This window comes from Variovorax sp. P4_B11 (assembly GCF_056402355.1).
The window spans coordinates 101,642-117,294 of the sequence record NZ_JBFUHO010000020.1; the positions used below are offsets into that span (position 1 = coordinate 101,642).

16 protein-coding genes are annotated in these 15,653 nt (G+C 68.9%); 3 read left to right on the forward strand and 13 right to left on the reverse strand.

Translation table 11 applies throughout. The features are described 5' to 3' along the window. Positions 1–77 precede the first annotated feature (77 nt). Positions 78–1,247, forward strand: coding sequence for an ABC transporter substrate-binding protein (locus tag AC1DYD_RS19170; RefSeq protein WP_478174335.1), 1,170 nt, complete (start codon positions 78–80; stop codon positions 1,245–1,247). Between the two features lie 13 nt (positions 1,248–1,260). Here the strand turns inward: AC1DYD_RS19170 and AC1DYD_RS19175 are convergent, their stop codons facing one another. After that, positions 1,261–1,983 (reverse strand): Crp/Fnr family transcriptional regulator, encoded by a 723-nt coding sequence (locus tag AC1DYD_RS19175; RefSeq protein ID WP_478174336.1) that lies wholly within the window; start codon positions 1,981–1,983, stop codon positions 1,261–1,263. 111 nt (positions 1,984–2,094) lie between these two features. Here AC1DYD_RS19175 and AC1DYD_RS19180 point away from each other — a divergent pair, with 111 nt between their 5' ends. Next, a complete protein-coding gene (locus AC1DYD_RS19180; protein WP_478174337.1) occupies positions 2,095–2,673 on the forward strand; it encodes an HD domain-containing protein in 579 nt (192 codons plus the stop codon). A 76-nt stretch (positions 2,674–2,749) separates the two neighbouring features. Next, a complete protein-coding gene (locus AC1DYD_RS19185) occupies positions 2,750–3,514 on the forward strand; it encodes a class II aldolase/adducin family protein (protein WP_478174338.1) in 765 nt (254 codons plus the stop codon). Here the strand turns inward: AC1DYD_RS19185 and AC1DYD_RS19190 are convergent. The 12 genes from AC1DYD_RS19190 to AC1DYD_RS19245 form a co-directional block, all read right to left on the reverse strand. Further along, positions 3,482–4,789 carry an MFS transporter gene (locus AC1DYD_RS19190; protein WP_478174339.1) on the reverse strand — a complete coding sequence of 436 codons (1,308 nt, stop codon included), beginning with the start codon at positions 4,787–4,789 and terminating at the stop codon, positions 3,482–3,484. The genes AC1DYD_RS19185 and AC1DYD_RS19190 overlap by 33 nt on opposite strands. 175 nt (positions 4,790–4,964) lie before the next feature. Further along, positions 4,965–5,933, reverse strand: a complete 969-nt coding sequence (locus AC1DYD_RS19195; protein ID WP_478174340.1) for a PDR/VanB family oxidoreductase — start codon at positions 5,931–5,933, stop codon at positions 4,965–4,967. A gap of 49 nt (positions 5,934–5,982) precedes the next feature. After that, positions 5,983–7,005 (reverse strand): Rieske 2Fe-2S domain-containing protein, encoded by a 1,023-nt coding sequence (locus tag AC1DYD_RS19200; protein WP_478174341.1) that lies wholly within the window; start codon positions 7,003–7,005, stop codon positions 5,983–5,985. Between the two features lie 42 nt (positions 7,006–7,047). After that, a complete protein-coding gene (locus AC1DYD_RS19205) occupies positions 7,048–7,266 on the reverse strand; it encodes a recombinase-like helix-turn-helix domain-containing protein (RefSeq protein ID WP_478174342.1) in 219 nt (72 codons plus the stop codon). A gap of 85 nt (positions 7,267–7,351) precedes the next feature. After that, positions 7,352–8,338 (reverse strand): Bug family tripartite tricarboxylate transporter substrate binding protein, encoded by a 987-nt coding sequence (locus AC1DYD_RS19210; RefSeq protein WP_478174352.1) that lies wholly within the window; start codon positions 8,336–8,338, stop codon positions 7,352–7,354. 8 nt (positions 8,339–8,346) lie between these two features. Further along, the gene (locus AC1DYD_RS19215) at positions 8,347–9,318 is read right to left on the reverse strand and encodes a VOC family protein (protein WP_478174343.1); all 972 of its coding nucleotides are present in this window, start codon (positions 9,316–9,318) and stop codon (positions 8,347–8,349) included. A gap of 123 nt (positions 9,319–9,441) precedes the next feature. Then, on the reverse strand, positions 9,442–10,920 hold the full coding sequence (locus tag AC1DYD_RS19220) for an aldehyde dehydrogenase (protein WP_478174344.1): 1,479 nt from the start codon (positions 10,918–10,920) through the stop codon (positions 9,442–9,444). Positions 10,921–10,937: 17 nt separating this feature from the next. Further along, positions 10,938–11,747 carry an aspartate dehydrogenase gene (locus AC1DYD_RS19225; protein WP_478174345.1) on the reverse strand — a complete coding sequence of 270 codons (810 nt, stop codon included), beginning with the start codon at positions 11,745–11,747 and terminating at the stop codon, positions 10,938–10,940. A gap of 14 nt (positions 11,748–11,761) precedes the next feature. Then, the gene (locus AC1DYD_RS19230) at positions 11,762–13,459 is read right to left on the reverse strand and encodes a thiamine pyrophosphate-binding protein (protein ID WP_478174346.1); all 1,698 of its coding nucleotides are present in this window, start codon (positions 13,457–13,459) and stop codon (positions 11,762–11,764) included. Continuing rightward, complete coding sequence (locus AC1DYD_RS19235; RefSeq protein WP_478174347.1) at positions 13,452–14,291, reverse strand: SDR family oxidoreductase; 840 nt, start codon at positions 14,289–14,291, stop codon at positions 13,452–13,454. Before AC1DYD_RS19235 ends, AC1DYD_RS19230 begins: the two co-directional genes overlap by 8 nt. Before the next feature lie 10 nt (positions 14,292–14,301). Then, positions 14,302–15,150: an IclR family transcriptional regulator gene (locus AC1DYD_RS19240; protein WP_478174348.1), complete on the reverse strand. Its 849-nt coding sequence runs from the start codon at positions 15,148–15,150 to the stop codon at positions 14,302–14,304. Positions 15,151–15,180: 30 nt separating this feature from the next. Then, positions 15,181–15,653: alpha/beta fold hydrolase (locus AC1DYD_RS19245; RefSeq protein ID WP_478174349.1), on the reverse strand; the 473-nt coding region annotated here is incomplete at its 5' end.

Below are 15,653 nucleotides of genomic sequence, written 5' to 3' on the forward strand. Positions count from 1 at the left end.
TCCGAACGTGACTTAGTACCTTCGTCCACAGCATCGAAGTCGCTACATTTTTCGAAAGACGTAGCGAAAGGCTTCCGATGACTCTCACTCGCAGAACGTGGCTGGCGCAGTCCGGCGCCGCGTTGCTGTTGGGCAGCGGGCTCGCCGCCGCCAGCCGCCGCAGCCATGCGCAGGCCACGCCGCGCGCTGGCGCACCGCGCACGGTGATCCTCGGACAGTCGGTGCCCCTGACCGGCGCCGCCAGCGAGATCGGCCTGGCCTTCGCGGCCGGCGCGCGGCTCTATGCCAATGAGTTCAACGAAAGCAGCGCCGCCAGCGGCCTCCAGCTGAAGCTGGTGCAACTCGACGACGGCTACGATGCCGCCCGCGCCGGCGCCAATGCGCGCACCCTGCTCGGCACTCACAAGGCCGACATGCTGTTCGGCTTCGTCGGCACCGCCAGCAGCGACGCCGGCGCGGCGGCAGCAGCGCAACAGGGCAGCCTCCTGTTCGCCCCCTTCGCGGCGGCCGACAACCTGCGCGGGGCCGCCCATCCCAACGTGTTCCACGTCCGGCCAAGCATGGCCGACGAGGCCTTCAAGATCGTGCGCCAGTGCGAGACGGTCGGCCAGACCCGCATCGCACTGATCGGCGACGACGATGAAATGGGCCGCGCCGGCCTGGCCGCAGTGCAGCAGGCGGTGGCCGAACTCAAGCTGGCCCCGCTGGTGGCGAGCGCGCTGGTGCCGGCGAGCGGCGACAAGCTCGACGCGGCGCTGGCCTCGGTGCAGAAGCTGTCGCCGCAGGCCATCGTGCTGGTCTCGCTCTCGACCACCACGGCCGACGTGATCCGCCGTCTGCGCAAGAGCGGCTATGCGGGCAGCTTCACGGCCTTCTCGATCGTCGGCATCGACCCGCTCTACGCGGCGCTGGGAAAGGACATCGGCGGCATCGTGATCTCGCAGGTGGTGCCCTCGCCGCGGCCGTCGGCGATCCCGATCGTCAAGGAATACCTGGCCGCGGTCGACAATTCGGACCAGGCGCCTTCCTACGAGGGCCTTGAGGGCTTCATCGCCACCAAGGCCGCGGCCGAGGCGGTGCGCCGCGCCGGCAAGGGCTTCACGCCTGCCGCACTGCAGCGCGTGATGGCCGGAATGACGGACTACGACGTCGGCGGCTTCCGCATCAACCTGCGTCCGGGCCTGCGCGACCCGGGGCGCAGCATCGACCTGATCAGCATCACCAAGGACGGGCGGATCCTGCGCTGAACGACGCCGGCGGCTATCCCGCGCTGGCGAGCCGCCGGAGCGCATCGGGCGCCAGCAACGCGATGCGCCCGTAGCCGAGCGCGATCACCCGCTCCTTCGCCAGCGCATTGAGTTCCTTCGACAGCGTCTGCCGGGTCACGCCCAGCATCATCGCGAGCGCCTCCTGGGGCAGCGAGATGCAGGCGCGCAGCTCCGGTGACTGGGTCGCGTCGCCGTGCGCCAGCGACAGCAGGCGGCGCGCCACCCGGGCGCGCAGGCCACGCAGCGTGGCGTCTTCCATGAGCCCGTAGAGGCCCCGCACGCGCGCCGCGAGCAGGGCCGCCACCGAACAGGCGAAGGCCGCACCCTGCATCTGCTGGACGAAAGACTCGAAGGGGACCACCAGCAGGTCGAGCGCGCTCAGCGCGGTGGCATCGTGGGTCCGCGGGGAGCCATCGATCAGGCTGATCTCGCCGAACCAGTTGCCCGGCTCGAGCACGGCCAGGATGGCTTCGCGGCCGTCCTGCCGCAGGGTCGAGATCTTGATCGTGCCGGCGGCCAGCCCATAGAAGCCGCCGCCGGCCGCGTGCACCGGATCGCCCTGGCGGAACACCATCGCGCCACGCCGCAGGTGGATCAGTTCGGCCGCGCCGAACAGGCCTTCGCGTTGCGCGCGCGGCATCGATGCGAACCAGGGATTGGCCTCCATCGCGGCGCGGTGGGCAGCGGACAGACGCGGTCTGGAAGGCTGCGGCATGGGCGTCGGATCGGGGTCCGGGGGTTTACCAGAGCCCGAATTGTCAAATTTCTGACAGTTGAGTGTCAAGTGCAGGTCTACAGTGGGCCGTAAACCCCACGGAGACCCACGATGAATGCCAGAGCGAATTTCGTCCGCATGCAGGACAGCACCCAGGAGGACTGGAAACTGATCGGCGGCGAATTCATGCAATTCGCGCAAGGCCTGCCCGAGCGCGTGATCAAGCACCTGCGGATCCTCGAAGGCGACTACGGCGGCTTCCCGATCGATCGCTACAGCCATTCGCTGCAGACCGCGACGCGCGCGCTGCGCGACGGCCGCGACGAGGAGTACGTGGTCTGCGCGCTGCTGCACGACATCGGCGACACGCTCGGCACCATGAACCACCCGGACATCGCGGCGGCCATCCTGAAGCCCTTCGTGAGCGAGGAGAACCACTGGATGGTGGCGCACCACGGCATCTTCCAGGGCCACTACTTCTTCCACCACATCGGCCTCGATCGCGACCTGCGCGAAAACTTCCGCAGCCATCCCTGCTTCGAGCGCACGGCCGAGTTCTGCGAGCTCTACGACAACCCGGCCTTCGACCCGAAGGCCGAGACCCTGCCGATCGAGGAGTTCGAGCCGATGCTCAGGCGCCTGATGGCCCAGCCGAAGCAGAGCATCTACAAGGCCGCGAAGCATTCCTGACCCCTTGCGGGACAGACCAACAAACTGCGCAGCGGTTCTTGCTCTGTCCTCAACTGACTAGAAAGACCCCAACACCATGACCACCTCCCCCTCCGAAATCCAGAACCTCGTCACCCCCGAAGAATGGCAGCTGCGGGTCGACCTCGCGGCCTGCTACCGGCTGGTCGCGCTGTACGGCTGGAGCGACCTCGTCTTCACGCACATCAGCGCCCGCGTGCCGGGGCCCGAGCACCACTTCCTGATCAACCCCTACGGCCTGATGTTCGACGAGATCACGGCCTCCAACCTGATCAAGGTCGATCCCGACTGCAACAAGGTGATCGACTCGCCCTACCCGGTGAATCCGGCCGGCTTCGTGATCCACAGCGCGGTGCATGCGGTGCGCGAGGACGTGCAATGCGTGCTGCACACCCACACCCGTGCCGGCATCGCGGTCAGCGCGCAAAAGAACGGCGTGCTGCCGATCAGCCAGCAATCGACCTTCGTGCTGGCCTCGCTGGCCTACCACGACTACGAGGGCGTGGCCTTCCGCGACGACGAGAAGCCGCGGCTGCAGGCCGACATGGGCCGCGCCAACTTCCTGATGCTGCGCAACCATGGCCTGCTGACGGTCGGCAAGACCGTGGCCGACGCCTTCCTGAGCATGTACACCTTCGAGAACACCTGCCAGATCCAGATCGCGGCGCAGGCCGGCGGCGGCGAGCTGACGCAGGTCGACCCGCGCATCATCGAGGGCGTCGGCCAGGCGATGAAGGTCCAGACCGGCGGCATGGGCGGGGCCTTCGTCTGGCCCTCGCTGATCCGCAAGCTAGACCGGATCGACCGCAGCTACAGGGATTGAGGCCGAGGCGCCCAGCGCGCGCTCGCGCCACCACAGCACGAAGCCGCAGACGAACACCACCGCCTGCGTGCCGATCAGCAGCGCGAAGCCGGCGAAGAAGCCGTGCGCCGCGCCGCCGGAAGCGCCCGGACCCGCCGACACCAGGCTGATCACGCTGCCCATGAGCGCCGGCATGAAGCCCGCGACCAGGCTGCCGGTGCCGTTGACGACGCCGAAGGCGCTGGCCACATGCTCGGGCCGGGCGCAGTACTGCACCGTGCTCGGGATCGCCGGGCTCTGCAGGCCCCAGCAGAAATTGGCGGCGATCAGGCAGTAGGCGGCCGCATAGGGATCGTGCACATTGATCGCCAGCAGCACCGACAAGGCCACGCCGACGCTGGCCGCCATGAAGATGAAGGGCACGCGCTGGCGCTCGATCCGGTCGATCAGGACGCCGCCCAGCAGCACGGCGAGCACCGTCGCGTACTGCGGCAGCGAGGCCAGCCAGCCCATCTCCTTCATCGAGAATCCGCGCACCTCCTTGAGGTAGGCAGGCAGCCAGTTGCTGCTGCCCCAGAGGTAGGCCAGCGTGGCCGAGGTCAGCACCGTGATCAGCACCAGGTAGCGGGTGTGCAAGGCACCCTTGACGATGTCGCCGACCCGGTTCATCGCATCGCCGAAGGACTTCGGCTTCGCCTGGCCGGCATAGGCCGCCGGCATCTTCACGAAGGCGATCACCAGCGGGATGCCCAGCGCGATGTTCAGCACGCCGAGCACATGGAAGGAGGTCTGCCAGTCGAAGCTGACCAGCAGGTAGCCGATCAGCGGGTAGCCGAGCGCGAGGCCCAGGCCGGTGCCCATGTTGACGAAGGAGTTCGGCTTGCCGTTCTCGTGGCTCTCGAAGTGCGCCTTGATGTAGGACGAGGCGAGCGAGAACAACGGACCTTCGGACACGCCGAGCAGGATCCGCGAGGCCAGCAGCATGCCGTAGCCGCTGAACCACGGCGTGATGAAGGTGACCACGCCCCACAGCATCAGCCCGAGGATCAGGCTCCTGCGGACCCCGAAGAGGGCAGCGCAGAACGGCGTCAGCACGAAGGCCGACACCCCGTAGCCGACCATGAAGGCCGTGGCCAGCAGGCCCTGGCCGACCCGGTCGGTCGAGGCGATGCCGATGTGCTGCAGGAAGGCCGCATCGGTGATCAGCACCGCGATGTTGATCCGGTCGACATAGGAGATCGCGACGATCACGAACAGCGTGATGACGCCGTACCAACGGAATGCTCTGGGGTGCATGACTCTGTGTTCCTGTGGGGGGCGACGTTCATGAACCGTTGTGCAGGCCGGACTCGAGCCGGAAGCTCGCGGCCAGGCCGCCGCCGGGGGCTTCCCAGGACGTGGCTGCGCATGCGGCCATGGCCACAAGGGTTCTCTTCATGTCTTCCTCCCCCGTCGATGATTCTTCTTGACCTCAGATGTCCAGCACCAGCGGGCCGCGCTTGCAGCCCGAGACGCAGATCATCATGGTCTTGTTCGACGCTCGCTCGAGTTTGGTCAGGATGCCGTCGTGGTGGTCGACTTCGCCGTCGAGCACCTGGGTTTCGCAGGCGCCGCAGACGCCTTCCTTGCAGCTGTGGTCCGGGTTCAGGCCGGCATCGATCAGGCTGTCGAGGATCGACTTGCCGGGCGGCACCTCGACCGACTTGCCGCTCTTCGCGCACTGGACCACGTAGCTCTGGGTCGCGCTCGGGGCCTCGACGTGCAGGGCCGCGAAGCGCTCGATATGGGCATTCGCGTAGCCGAGCTGCTCGCAGGTCTTCTCGAAGTTGTCGAGCATCGGCGTCGGGCCGCAGCAGTAGTAGTGGCTGTCGGCGCCCTTGCCGGCGAGCAGTGCGGCGAGATCGGGCGGGCCGCCCTTCTCCTCGTCGAAATGCCAGGTCAGCGGAATCGATTTCTCGGCCGCCAGGGCCGCGATCGACTCGCAAAAGGCGGACTCCTTGCGCGAGCGCGCGCAATAGAGCAGCTCGACCGGCTTGCCGATATCGGCCAGCCGCTGCAGCATGCACCAGATCGGCGTCACGCCGATGCCGCCGGCCACCAGCACCGAGCGCCCTGCCCCCTCTTCGAGCTTGAAGTTGTTGCGCGGCTGCGAAATCTGGAGCGTCATGCCGACGCGCAGCTGCTGGTGCACGTAGCGCGAACCGCCGCGGCTCTTGCGATCATTCAGCACGCCGACCACGTAGCGCTGGCGATCGGTCGACGGATTGCACAGCGAGTAGCTGCGCACCAGGCCGTTGGGCAGGTGCAGGTCGATGTGGGAGCCGGCCTCGAAGGCGGGGAAGTCCACCGCGGGCGAAGCCGGCCGGAACTCGACGCTGACGATGCCGTCGGCTTCGTAGCGCATCGTGTGCACCAGGGCGTTCAGCGTGGGAGAGGACATGACGGGAAACCTCGATGAAGGGTTTTTCAGTGGGCCGCGCGCAGGTCGATCAGCCGGCCGCGCCTTCGAGCTGCTGCTGGGCCAGCCCGCGCAGATGGCGGCGCAGGCGCACGATGCCGAGGTCGTGCTGGTAGAGCTGCTCGTGCTGGTTGGCATCGGGCTCCATGTTCTCGATCAGCACGCGGTCCTGTTCGAGCACGTGCCAGTGGCGCGCCTCGAGCCGGTTCTTGTAGAGGAAGCGCCAGGTGTCCCGCTCCCAGCCCTTGGGCAGCTTGCGCACGCGCCAGTGGAAGGCGCACGAGAGCGTCGGCGAGATCGGCGTGTAGCTGCCGATGATGATGAAGTTGCCGCCCGGGCCGCCGGTCTTCGGGTACGGGATCTCGAGGCGCATCCAGTGCACGCCGGTATCGGCCCATTCGGTCCAGTCGAAGTTGACGTTGCGCTGGCCTTCCTTCTCGAACACGAAGCCGGTGTCGGTCGCGCGGATGCCGAACTTGGCAGTCGAATCGCCCTCGGCCATCGAATGCGACTGCTTGTGCAGATAGGTGCCATGCATCGGGTCCATGACGTTGTCGAGCACGTAGCGGTAGTCGCCCTTCCATTCCGTGTAGCAGAGGAAGCTCGAATACTGGTCGTCGTCGGTCAGCTGCTCGGGCAGCACCAGCGGCGGCGGCGTCTCGACCGACTCCTTCGAGTTGTAGAGCCAGACCGCGCCGGCACGCTCCTCGACGTGGAAGAAGCGCGTGGACTGCGAGCCCTCGAGCTTGCAACCGGGGCTGCCCGGCACGCGCACGGCGACGCCGTCGCAGCGCACCTCGACGCCGTGGTACGGGCACGAGAGCCGGTCACCGAGGATCACGCCCTGCGACAGCGGCGCACCGCGGTGCGGGCAGCGGTCTTCGAGCGCGTGCAGCTTGCCCGCGTGGTCGCGCCAGAAGGCGAACTTGCGGCCCAGGCGGCGCAGCGACACGGGCGATTCCTTGATGAAGCCCGTGGGGCAGATCGGATACCAGAGATCCTTGAGGCCGACTTCGAGCAGCTGGTCGACGGGGTCTTCGCGGGAGGGGGTCATGGTGGGGTTCCTCTTGATGGGGAAAATGAAGCGTCGCGGCACTCAGGCGCCGAGCGCCGCCATCTCTTCGCGGTAGATGGCCTCGGTCCAGGCCTTGCCGCTGGGGCTCGCGAGGCCGCTGTCGTTGAGCCGCTCGACCAGGCCGGCGAGGTCGTGGACGCCGGCCGCGAAGGCGCGCTCGATCGCATCGCCGAGCAGGTCCTCGTAGGTGGTGGGGGTGCGCTGGCGCGCCTGGTGGGGATCGAGATAGCGGTCGGTCATGGTTCGCTCCATCGGTGGAAGAAGGTGGTTCAAGAGTGGGCGCCGGAAGTCGGTGCGGGGGTGGCCATGGGATTCCCTCTCAGGCTCACTCGGCCACGATGTTGCGGGCCTTGATGATCCTGGCCCACACCGCGGTCTCGTCGCGAATGGCCGTGGCGAATTCGGCCGGCTTCATCGATGCGTCGGTCATGCCCTGGGCCTGGAGGCGCTCGCGCACATCGGGCGCGGCGAGGATCTCGGCGGCGTCCCTGGCAAGCTGCTCGACGACCGCGGGTGGCGTTCCGGCCGGTGCCAGCAGGCCGTACCAGGAGGTCACGTTGACGCCTTGGATGCCCTGCTCCGCCAGCGTCGGGATCTCCGGCGCGACCGGGCTGCGCTTGGCTTCGGTCACCCCGAGCGCGACCAGCTTGCCGCTCTTGATGAAGGGCAGCGTCGCCGGCAGGTTGCTGAACATCAGCGGCACCACGCCGCCGAGCACGTCGTTGAGCGCCGGCGCCGTGCCCTTGTAGGGCACGTGCAGCAAATCGACACCGGCCTGCTGCTTGAACAGTTCGCCCGCCAGGTGCAGGCCGCTGCCGACGCCGGGCGAGGCATAGGACAGGGTGCCGGGCTTGGCCTTGGCCTGGGCGACGACCTCCTTGGCGTTATTGAAGCCGGACGCTGGCGTCGCCACCAGCACGTTGGGCGCGGTCGCGAGCATCGTGACCGGCACGAAGTCCTTGGCGATGTCGAACGGGAAATTCGGCATCAGGGTCGGGTTGATCGTCAGGTTGCCGGCCGGCACCACCAGCAGCGTGTGGCCGTCGCCCTTGGCGCGCTTCACCTTGTCGATGCCGATGTTGCCGGCCGCGCCCGCGAGGTTTTCGACCACGGCCGGTTGGCCATAGCGCTTGGCGAGCCCTTCGGAGAGCACCCGCGCCAGCGTGTCGACCGGACCGCCCGGCGGGAACGGCGAGACGATGGTGAAGCGGTCGCCTGCAAGCTGCTTGTGCGCATCGCTCTGGGCATGGGTCGAGGTCAGCGCCGCGAAGGCGAACACGGCGGTGGCGGCGAGGCGCAAGGGCCGGCGCATGAGATCGATCATTTCTTCTCCGTCAGGAAAGCGCCCTTGGGGCCTTCGGCATTCTTCTGGCGGCGCGTGTGGCCGTCGAGGCCGCCATCGACCGCCCATTCGGCGAACACCGTCGGGCCCGGCTCGAACTCGCGCGGCTGCCATTCGGCGGTCAGCTGGTCCTCGTCGGCGTAGTACTCGATCAGGCCGCCGGCCGGATTCTTGAAGTACCAGAAGTAGGCCGACGACACCGGGTGACGGCCCGGGCCCAATTGCGTTTCCCAGCCCTTGCGCGAGAAGTGCAGGCCGCCGCCGAACACCTCGTGGATGTCGCGCACCGTAAAAGCCACGTGGTTCAGCCCGCGCTTGCCCGAGGGCAGCTGCAGCAGGAACAGGTCGTGGTGGCCGCCCGCCGGTGCGCAGCGCATGAAGGCGCCACGCTTCGGATAGCTGTCGGACGCGACGAAGCCGAAGCGCTCGGCATAGAAGGCGCTGGTGGCCTGGACGTCGCTGACGAAGAAGACCACATGGCCGACCTCGATCGGCGTGGCCCGCTCGTACACCGGCGCGGGCTGGTTGATGCGCGGCTTGGCATTCCAGGTGTTCATCGCGCCGCAGTCGACGTCGACCGCATGCTTGCGGCTGACCTGCAGGCGCACGGCGAGGCCGTTCGGGTCGATGCAGCCGATGCGGCGCGCGCCGTCGACCTCGCCGTCGATGAAGCCGGGGTCCTTCGCGATCGCCGCGGCATAGCGCGCGAGGTCGGCGTCGCTCTCGACGCCCCACACCACTTCACGCAGGGTCGGGCCCTCTTCCATGCCGGCCGGCAGGCCCGGCTTGTCCAACGCCGCGACGACCACCTTGCAGCCGTTGAGGCACTCGAAGACCAGTTCGTCGGCCGCCTCGGACTCGAGCGAGAGGCCCCAGTCCTGGAAGAAGCTGCGGCAGACCGCGAGGTCGTCCGCCGCATAGGTGATCTGGTCGATGCCCAAAACGCTCATATCAAAATCTCCATCGCACGCTTCAATTCCAGGAATACCGCGGAACCGGCTTTGCCGGGCCGCTGGTATTGCCCCCTGCAAGGGGGTGGGCGGCTACACGAAGTGAGCCAAGCTGGGGGTGTGTCATAGGTCTGCCCAAGGGAGTGGCTGCTCGTTGGTGCCCCAGTACATGCTCTTCTGCTCCATGTACTGGAAGATGCCCTCGCGGCCCTTCTCGCGGCCGAGGCCGCTGTCGCGCCAGCCGCCGAACGGGGTCGAGACCGAGAACTGCTTGTAGGTGTTGACCCAGACCGTGCCCGCCTGCACCGCGCGGCCGAGCCGCCAGGCGCGCTTGAAATCGCGGCTCCAGACGCCGGCAGCCAGCGCGTAGACGCTGTCGTTGGCCTGCTTGATCAGCTCTTCCTCGTTGTCGAAGGGCATCGCGACCAGCACCGGGCCGAAGATCTCTTCCTGGCTGATGCGGGCGTTGTTGGTCAGGCCTTCGAGGATCGTCGGCGTGTAGAAGTAGCCGCGGTCGAGGCCGTTGCCGTGCGGGCGCACGCCGCCGGTGCGGATGCGGCCGCCCTCGGACACGCCCATCTCCACGTAGCGCTCGATGCCCTCGCGGTGCTTGGCGGTGATCAGCGGGCCCATCTGCGTGCTCTCGGCCGCCGGGTCGCCGACGCGCAGCGCATTGGCGCCTTCGGCCAGCCGGGTCAGGAACTCGTCGTAGATCGAACGCGCGACGAACAGGCGAGAGCCCGCGATGCACGACTCGCCCGAGGAGCTGAAGATGCCGTAGAGCACGCCGGCGACCGCGTGGTCGAGGTCGGCGTCCTCGAGCACCATGGTCGGCGACTTGCCGCCGAGCTCGAGCGAGACCGGCATCATCTTGTCGGCCGCGATGTGCGCGATGTGGCGGCCCGTGGTGGTGCCGCCCGTGAAGGACACGCGCTTGACCAGCGGATGCTTGGTGATCGCATCACCGATCACCGAGCCCTTGCCCGGCAGCACGCTGACGATGCCCTTGGGCACGCCGGCCTCTTCGCAGATGCGGGCCAGTTCGAGCGCCATCAGCGGTGTCACTTCGGCCGGCTTGACCACCACCGCGTTGCCGGCTGCCAGCGCCGGCGCCAGCTTCTGGGCCTCGCTCGCGATCGGTGAATTCCACGGCGTGATCGCCGCGACCACGCCCATCGGCTCGTGCACGCTCATCGTGACGAAGGGGCCGCGCGATGGCGTGATGGTGTCTTCGAGCGTCTCGAGCGCGGCGGCGAAGAACTGGAAGGTGCCGGCGGCGCTGGCCACCAGGTTGCGGGTCTCGCTGATCGGCTTGCCGTTGTCGAGGCGCTGCTTTTGCGCCAGCGCTTCGGACTGCTCGCGGATCAGCTGCGCCACGCGGTGCAGCACGGTGGCGCGCTGGTGCGGCAGCATCTGCGCCCAGCCGCTGGTCAGGAAGGCGTGGTGCGCGCGCGTGATGGCTTCGTCGACGTCGGCCAGGCTGGCAGCCTTCAGGCGCGCGATCGGCTCGCCGGTGGCCGGATACAGGCTCTCGTAGACGTCGCCGCCGCCCAGGCGCCATTCACCTGCGATGTTGAGGGGAAGGAGTTCGGAGGAAATCATCGGGGTTCTCTCTCGGTTCAGATCGCCAGCGCCGCGACGCGGTTGCGCAGGGCGCGCACGGCGCTGTAGACCGTCAGTGCGGAGGTCTTGGGATTGGCCGCGAGCGGCTTGTTGCGCATGGTCAGCTCGAAGCTGCCGAAGGCGCCCTCGGCCTCGACGGTGTGGACGTTGTCGCTGACCGCAGGGTCGGCGATCAGGCGCACGTGCGTGCGGTCCAGCCCGAGGCCGGCGAGCGACACGGTGGCCGCCACGTTGGCGTTCTTCGGGTACAGCGTGGCGGCTTCGCGCGCACTGCCTTCGAAGATCACCGTCTCGCGCGTCAGCGCATCGAGATCGCGGCCCTGCTCGGCCGGGGTTCCCTTCCAGGCGCGCGGCGGCTTGCGGCCGGTGTAGCGCACCGCGTCGAGGCCGCCGACACGGGCCGCGGCCAGCGCGTCGATGGCGCCGATGGCGCCGGCGATCAATTGCACCTGCGTGCCGCCGGCGACAGCGGCGGCTTCGAGCTTTTCAGCGAAGCCCGCGGCCGAGAGCGCGCCCACCGAAGCCACGATGCAAGGGGTGCCGCGCTGCAGGGCCGGCAGCACATGCGCCTCGATCGCCGCATGGCCCGCCGCTTCGACGACCAGGTCGATGCCTTCGAGCGGAACCGAGGACACGACCTGCGCGCGCGGTGCGAGCCGCTGCGCCGCGGCCTGCGCCGCAGCGAAGGCATCGGCCGGCACGACGATGGCCTTGATCTCCAGGGCCGGGTCGGCATCGAGCAGTTCGAGCATCGAGGTGCCGATGGCTCCGCAGCCGACGAGGGCAATGCGCGTGATGGCGGACATGCGAGGGGCTCCGCTCACTTGGCCGTGCCGAGCGCAGGAATCTGCGTGACCGTGTTGGTCGGCGGGCCCGCGAAGCTGCTCTTGAAGCCGCCGATGGACAGCATGTCGATCTCGAGCAGGAAGGGGCCTTCGGTCGCCAGCGCCTCGTCCAGGCGAGCCGGCAGGTCGTCCAGCTTCCGCACGCGGGCATGCGGCAGTGCGATCGACTTGCACAGCAGGTCGTAGTCGGGCGTATGCAGCTCGGCGTAGCACTGTCGGCCGCCGTACTGCGCGTCCTGGATGTTCTTGATGACGCCGTAGCTCTTGTCGTTCATCAGCACGATCACCATGGGGGCCTTCTCCTGCACCATGCAGGCCAGTTCGCCCAGGTTCAGGATGAAGCCGCCGTCGCCGGCCAGGCAGAAGGTCTTGCGACCGGAACCGGTCACCACGGCGCCGATGGCCGCGCCGATGGCCATTGGCATGCCCTGCCCGATGCCGCCGCCGGTGGCGTGGACGCCGGCGCTGGGTTCGAAGATGCGCAGCTCACGGTTGCCCCAGGTGCTGTTGGAGACGGTCACGTCGCGCACCCAGTTGAATTTGCGGCCTGCCACGGACTGGATCCGGCGCACCAGCTCGGCATACGGGCCGAGGCCGTCGCGCAGCGTCGCGACCGCCTGATCGTGCGCGGCGCGCAGGTCGACCAGCAGCTTGGGGTCGGCCTTGTACCTGGCGGCTTCGAGGCGATCGGCGAGGCCTTCGAGCGCCAGCGCGGAATCGCCGCAGACGAAGGCCTCGGAGGCATAGCAGCGGCCTTCGGCGGCAGCATCGGCGTCGATGCGGTACAGCGGGCGCGGCAGCTTCAGTTCGTATTTGAGTGTCTCGTTGCCGCGCAGGCGCGAGCCGACCACGAGCATCGCATCGCAGGTCTGGTAGAGGGCCTCGACCGGCTTCTGGATGTTGTAGGCGCCGAGCGAGCCGGCATCGTCTTCGGGCACCGTGCCGCGGCCCTGGGTCGTGGTGACCACGCCGAAGCCGAGCTTCTGCAGGCGCTGGATCGCGGCCCGTGCGTGGCGGGCACCGCCGCCGACCCACAGCAGCGGGCGCCTGGCCTTGGCGAGGTTCGCGGCCAGCGCGTCGAGGCCGGCCTTGGACGGCACGGCGGGCTCGACCGGCAGCGGCGACAGGTCGGCCGGCATCGTGGTGAGCGCGGACTGGATGTCGATCGGGATCTCGACGCTGACGGGCCCGGTGGGCGCGGTCATCGCGACCTGCACGGCGCGCTTGAGGGTGCCGAGCACGGTCTCGACGCTGCGCACGCGGAAGGCGGCCTTGGAGATGGCCTTGAGCATCGTGAGCTGGTCGGGCGCCTCGTGGATGTACGACATGCCGCGGTCGATGTAGGGCGTCTCGATCTGGCCCGTGATGTGCAAGAGCGGTGCGCCGGCGGTCAGCGCCTCGACCATGCTGCCGGCGATGTTGCCGGCGGCCGGACCGGTGCTGGTGATGCACACGCCCAGGCTGGCGGTGGAGCGTGCATAGGCGTCGGCCATGTTGCCCGCGCCGGCCTCGCCCCGCGCCGAGATGAAGCGGACCGCGCCGCGCTGCGCGAAGGCATCGAGGATCGGCATGTTGTGGATCGAGATGACACCGAAGGCCGCCTTGACGCCGCATTGCTCGAGGAAGGCGGCGACGACGGCGCCGACCGTGATGGTGTTGTGGGGGTTATGCATGGCGGGAATGGCCTCCGGAAATGTCGATGTGGCTGCCCGTCGTATAGGACGCGAGCGGTGAAGCGAGAAAGAGAATCGCGCGTGCGGCTTCGATCGGAAGCCCCAGGCGGCCCAGCGGGATGTGCTTGTCGTGGGCGAGCTGGCCGCTCCAGGCGTCCCAGTCGAGTTCGGTCTGGACGCGGGCCTCGAAGCGGCGGCGCCACTGGCCCGACTCGACAAGGCCGATCAGGATGCCGTTGACGCGAACGCCCTGCGGCGCGAACTCGGTGGCCATCGAGCGCACCAGGCTCAGCAGGCCGGCGCGTGCGGCCGAGGTCGCGACCATGTGCGGTTCGGGCTGGCGGGCCAGCAGCGAATTGGCGCAGACGATCGCGGCATCGCCGAGCACGGCGCGCTGCGCCTTGAGCTGCGGCAGGAAGGCGCGCGTCGGGTGGATGACCGAGAAGAACTTCAGGTGCAGCTCGTCGGTCCAGGCCTGGTCGTCGGTGTTGGCGAAGGTCGACACGCGGCCCTGGCCGGCGTTGTTGATCAGCATCGAGGCCGGGCCGAGCGCGGCCTCGCTTTCGGCGGCGAAACGCTTGACCGAGGCGGCGTCGAGCACGTCGCAGGTGCGGGCGAAGAGGCCCGCCTCGGGGCGTGCCGCACGCAGGCCGGCCACCGCGCGGTCGAGCCGCTCGACATCGCGGCCGCACAGCGCCACGGCAGCGCCGCAGTCCAGCAGCAGCTCGGCGGTCGCCAGGCCGATGCCCGAGGAGCCGCCGGTGACCACGGCCACACGGCCGGCCAGCGCATCGGCGGCGAAGAAGTTGGAGGAAGGATTCGGGGTCGTCATGGTCAGCAACTCAGGCGGCGCGGTCGCCGCCGTGCAGCGGAATCACCTGGCCCTTGGAAGACGGCGCGTAGTTCAGCAGGCCGGAGATCTCGTCGGCGGTCTGGCGCACGCGCTGCACCATCCCGTCCATGCGGCTTTCCTCGATATGGCCCGAGGTGATGGTCGCGCCCAGCGCCGCCACGATGTGGCCGCTGTGGTCGCGCACCGGGGCCGCGATGGTCGAGATGTTCGACTCGAAGAAGCCCTCGCCGAGCACGTAGCCGCGCTGGCGGTCGGCCTGGACCATGTCGAACAGCTGGTCGACCGAGACCGGCGTGCTCGGCGAGAAGGACTCGAGCCGGTCCTCGGGATAGAGGGCGCGCAGCTGCACCAGCGTCAGGTCTTCGAGCAGGATGCGGCCGAGCACCGTGGCGTGCGCCGGCAGCCGCGTGCCCACGGTCACCGAACTGGCGAAGGGCGTGGGCGGCGCGACCTTGGCGACATAGACGATCGAGCGGCCATCGCGCACCACCAGGTTGCACGGCGTGCGCAGCTCGTCGCACAGGCGCTGCAGCAGCGGCGTGCCGAGCTGGGTCAGCTCCAGCGAGGCCAGGTACTCGAAGCCCAGGCGCAGCACGGCCAGGCCGAGGCGGTAGTCGCGGCCGCCTTCGGCGCGCTCGAGGAAGCCCATGTTCTCGAGCGTGGTCAGGAGCCGGAACACGGTCGAGCGCGGCAGCTCGAAGCGCCGCGCCAGCTCGGGCGCCGACAGCGCACGGTGCTCGCGGCTGAACTCGCACAGCAGGCGCAGCCCCCGCTCGAGCGCCGGGACGTTGTAGCGGTCCGTGCCTTCTTCGACCGGGTCGATGTCGTTGATTGCCATGTTGCCTCTTCGTTGTGGTTCGGATCGTTTTCAGGATGCCAGCCCGTCGCGCAGCAGCGCCGCGACGGCTTCCGGCCGCTCGACGTAGCTGGCATGGCCGGCATCGGCGAGCAGCTCGAGCGTCACGCCGCACCGGCGGGCCACCTCGGCGCAGCCGTCGGGCGGCGTCACGATGTCGAGCGCACCGCAGGCCACCCGCACCGGCATGGCCGGCGGCAGGTCGGCCAGCAGGTCGCCGCCGCACAGCAGTTCGATCGCCTGGCGATAGCCGCCTTCGTTCAGGCGCGCCATGTTCCAGCGCACCCATTGCCGTGCCCGTTCGCCGGCGCCGGCGGACAGCAGCCGGGCGTCGGCGCGCGCCGCCATGCCGGCGATGCCGGCCCCGGACAGGGCATCGGTGCGCTGCGTGTGCACGCGGCGCCGCTCGTCGGCGCGTTCGGGCGCGCCATAGCCGGCGGCCGGGCTGATCAGCACCAGCCGGGCGATCCGCGCGGCCAGCGGCG

What these genes read in the sequence shown, in the direction of transcription:
- AC1DYD_RS19240 (WP_478174348.1), bottom strand. Translation starts at nt 15,150, where the DNA reads ATGGCAATCAACGACATCGACCCGGTCGAAGAAGGCACGGACCGCTAC.
- AC1DYD_RS19180 (WP_478174337.1), top strand. Translation starts at nt 2,095, where the DNA reads ATGAATGCCAGAGCGAATTTCGTCCGCATGCAGGACAGCACCCAGGAG.
- AC1DYD_RS19195 (WP_478174340.1), bottom strand. Translation starts at nt 5,933, where the DNA reads ATGTCCTCTCCCACGCTGAACGCCCTGGTGCACACGATGCGCTACGAA.
- AC1DYD_RS19200 (WP_478174341.1), bottom strand. Translation starts at nt 7,005, where the DNA reads ATGACCCCCTCCCGCGAAGACCCCGTCGACCAGCTGCTCGAAGTCGGC.
- AC1DYD_RS19210 (WP_478174352.1), bottom strand. Translation starts at nt 8,338, where the DNA reads ATGCGCCGGCCCTTGCGCCTCGCCGCCACCGCCGTGTTCGCCTTCGCG.
- AC1DYD_RS19205 (WP_478174342.1), bottom strand. Translation starts at nt 7,266, where the DNA reads ATGACCGACCGCTATCTCGATCCCCACCAGGCGCGCCAGCGCACCCCC.
- AC1DYD_RS19225 (WP_478174345.1), bottom strand. Translation starts at nt 11,747, where the DNA reads ATGTCCGCCATCACGCGCATTGCCCTCGTCGGCTGCGGAGCCATCGGC.
- AC1DYD_RS19230 (WP_478174346.1), bottom strand. Translation starts at nt 13,459, where the DNA reads ATGCATAACCCCCACAACACCATCACGGTCGGCGCCGTCGTCGCCGCC.
- AC1DYD_RS19170 (WP_478174335.1), top strand. Translation starts at nt 78, where the DNA reads ATGACTCTCACTCGCAGAACGTGGCTGGCGCAGTCCGGCGCCGCGTTG.
- AC1DYD_RS19215 (WP_478174343.1), bottom strand. Translation starts at nt 9,318, where the DNA reads ATGAGCGTTTTGGGCATCGACCAGATCACCTATGCGGCGGACGACCTC.
- AC1DYD_RS19235 (WP_478174347.1), bottom strand. Translation starts at nt 14,291, where the DNA reads ATGACGACCCCGAATCCTTCCTCCAACTTCTTCGCCGCCGATGCGCTG.
- AC1DYD_RS19190 (WP_478174339.1), bottom strand. Translation starts at nt 4,789, where the DNA reads ATGCACCCCAGAGCATTCCGTTGGTACGGCGTCATCACGCTGTTCGTG.
- AC1DYD_RS19220 (WP_478174344.1), bottom strand. Translation starts at nt 10,920, where the DNA reads ATGATTTCCTCCGAACTCCTTCCCCTCAACATCGCAGGTGAATGGCGC.
- AC1DYD_RS19185 (WP_478174338.1), top strand. Translation starts at nt 2,750, where the DNA reads ATGACCACCTCCCCCTCCGAAATCCAGAACCTCGTCACCCCCGAAGAA.
- AC1DYD_RS19175 (WP_478174336.1), bottom strand. Translation starts at nt 1,983, where the DNA reads ATGCCGCAGCCTTCCAGACCGCGTCTGTCCGCTGCCCACCGCGCCGCG.